Raw genomic sequence first — 2,607 nt, 5'->3', positions numbered from 1 at the left:
ACAGAAACGCAAGTAGAATACAAAAATTTAATTGCTGAAATGAATGGTTCACTGTAGCATGGTTTTAGTAATAATTTGATTGTAAAATTCGCATGTGAAATTTTAATTTTTCCTAAATTTTGGAGGTTAGTAAAAGGTTTAAAATTCAATTTGTCGTAGCTTTTTTAGATTTAATCGCCTAATAACAAAAATTTAACGATAAATATTTGTTTGATATTTATAAAAGTGTAATTTTGCAGAATAATTGAAGAGCTGGAGATAGGTGGTGTGCTGTAAAGTGCTTGATTTTGTTAGGATTTTTCTTTCGTTTAAGTCAATTTTATAGTTCAAAATTTGTTTGTGTAAAATTAAGAGTATTGCCTTAGGCAATTTTGATAATTAGATTTAGTTTAGAGAGATTTATCTAATTAATAGAAAGCCCGTTACAGAAATGTGACGGGTTTTTTATTGTTCCGTTTTTTTAACAATTTTATGGGTAAAAAATCAAAATATGATAATGCCGATTATTGAGTTAGTAATATGATTATAGAAGTGTTTGGGTAAGCCATAACTATATTTACGATGCCCTTAGCCCAACCACCTTTGATGAAGAAGAGACTGAAGAAATATACATGATGAAAGAAATGATGGAGGATATGTTTAAGGCAGAATTTGGAATGGATGTAGATTTTTCAGATATGGACATTAGCGATGAAGCAATCGCAAGAAAAATGGCGGAATTGAAAGGTCAATTTGAATACCAACAAGAAGAACGAAATAGAAAACAGGAAACCAGAAAAAACAAAAAAGGAAATTGAATTAGAAATTAAAAATAAACTTGCCGAAGAGTTACAAAATAAAACCATTCGAAGCATCTATATGTCGTTGGCTAAAATGTTGCATTCTGACTTAGAAACGGATGAAACACTGAAACTCGAAAGAGAGGAGCTGATGAAAAAAGTTACGGCAGCCTATCAAGATAAAGATTTGAACACCCTACTTAAATTAGAGATTGAAATTATTGGCTCTAAGTGGTATATAGTGGGTAATCAAATTTGAGTTTACCACAAGTAAAATATATCATACTAATAAAGTTGTCAATATTTCTATAACCCCGAGCTCTTTTTTTAGCTAATTGGATTTTACTATTTATCCCTTCCAATATTCCATTATTTATTTTGCTTTCAATGTAATTTATTATTCCAGTCCAATGTGCTTTTATTGTTTTCACAACCGTTCTGAATGGAAATATTCCTGTATCCATAGCCACATCACACCAAAAAGCCAGGTATCCTTCTGCCTCTTGTTTATCTTCTATGTCCCAAAAATCTTTAAACAATTGCACTAGCCGATAACCCTCTCCTAGCTTTGGGTACATCTCCATTAACAGGTCTCTTTCTGTTTCAATTTTTGGACTTATTTTATTAGTAAGGAAAGTATATTTGTGTCCTTTAAGCATGTCATTTCCTCTTCTCTCTAATTTTCTAAGTTCGTCCATTGCTTTGTTTACTTCTTTTACAACATGAAATTTATCGAATGTTATTGCTGCTTGAGGAAGGTGTTTTGAACATCCCGAAATAAAGGCTGGGGACATATCTATGCATACCTGATTAATTGCCTGAACAGCTACCTCTTTTTCTTTTAAATAATCTACTGTCTTTTCAATACAATCGGCTCCTTTTCCTTCGGTAGCAAATAGCACTCTTCTTTGTTTTAAATCTACAGCTATAGTTACATACTTATGACCTTTTCTACTTGATGTTTCATCAAAACCAAGTTGGGTTAAATCTTTCACTTCATCAGCCTGATGCGCTTTAGACACCCAGTATTTAAATACATTCCAAAGCCTTTGCGAATACACTCCCATTATTTTAGCAGCTTTACTTACTGGCATTTCACATTCTATTAATAACATTGAATAGGCTTCGAATAATAAGGTAAAACCACTCCCTGCTCTTGCCCATGGTACCGGCTGTGTAATTACCCTACCGTCTGCTTGCCGTATTCGTGGAACTTTAGCATGTATATAACACTTGTGTTGAAAAAAATTAAGATGCTGCCATTTTCTTTCAACAGTATCATGAGCAGTGTATTCTTTATTGTCTTCACCTATAAACTTACTCCCTTTAATAAACGACAAATAAAGGTGTAGTTCACGCTGTTTATTCACTTCTTCAAATACTACTGATGTTACTTGCCAAGGAAAACTTAAACCTAATGCAATGTTAAATATCTCTGTGCTGTTGTTTTCCATGAGACAAAAATAAATATTACTTTTACCCACTACAAGTCATAAAGCACCTATTACTTCTTCTTATAAAGCTCCAATAAATAATTAGCTGCAGCAAAGGAGCTGATTTTGTTTTCTAAAAGGTGGGATTCAATTTCAGGAATTACCTTCATAATCTCAGGATGGTGATAAAAAGAGTTCTTTAATGATTCGTTGATGGTTTCATACATCCAATATTTGGTTTGTTCATGGCGTCTTTGCTCAAAAAAACCGTTTGTTTTGGTGTGATTGAAATTGGATTGTATGATTTCCCACAATTTGTCTATTCCTTTACGGGTAACAGAAGAACAGGTGGTAACCTGAGGTATCCATCCTGAATCGGAAGGTGGAAACAAATG

3 protein-coding genes and 1 pseudogene are annotated in these 2,607 nt (G+C 32.9%); 2 read left to right on the top strand and 2 right to left on the bottom strand.

Annotation, left to right across the window (positions count from 1 at the left end; translation table 11 throughout):
* The first annotated feature begins 611 nt into the window (after nt 1–611).
* Nucleotides 612–797, top strand: a complete 186-nt coding sequence (locus tag VI621_RS07460; protein ID WP_324217754.1) for a hypothetical protein — start codon at nt 612–614, stop codon at nt 795–797.
* A complete protein-coding gene (locus tag VI621_RS07455) occupies nt 733–1,038 on the top strand; it encodes a hypothetical protein (protein ID WP_324217753.1) in 306 nt (101 codons plus the stop codon). Before VI621_RS07460 ends, VI621_RS07455 begins: the two co-directional genes overlap by 65 nt.
* Here the strand turns inward: VI621_RS07455 and VI621_RS07450 are convergent.
* Both VI621_RS07450 and VI621_RS07445 read right to left on the bottom strand, forming a co-directional pair.
* The gene (locus VI621_RS07450) at nt 1,007–2,233 is read right to left on the bottom strand and encodes an ISL3 family transposase (protein ID WP_324217752.1); all 1,227 of its coding nucleotides are present in this window, start codon (nt 2,231–2,233) and stop codon (nt 1,007–1,009) included. The genes VI621_RS07455 and VI621_RS07450 overlap by 32 nt on opposite strands.
* Nucleotides 2,234–2,283: 50 nt before the next feature.
* Nucleotides 2,284–2,607: pseudogene (locus tag VI621_RS07445) on the bottom strand (methylmalonyl Co-A mutase-associated GTPase MeaB); the annotation flags it as partial.

The organism is Flavobacterium sp., assembly GCF_035292545.1.
GTDB lineage: Bacteria > Bacteroidota > Bacteroidia > Flavobacteriales > Flavobacteriaceae > Flavobacterium.
This window is presented reverse-complemented; position numbering and strand designations above follow the sequence as displayed.

Bases quoted from the DNA above. Each gene is read 5' to 3' on its own strand.
- VI621_RS07450 (WP_324217752.1), bottom strand. From the start codon at position 2,233: ATGGAAAACAACAGCACAGAGATATTTAACATTGCATTAGGTTTAAGT.
- VI621_RS07460 (WP_324217754.1), top strand. From the start codon at position 612: ATGATGAAAGAAATGATGGAGGATATGTTTAAGGCAGAATTTGGAATG.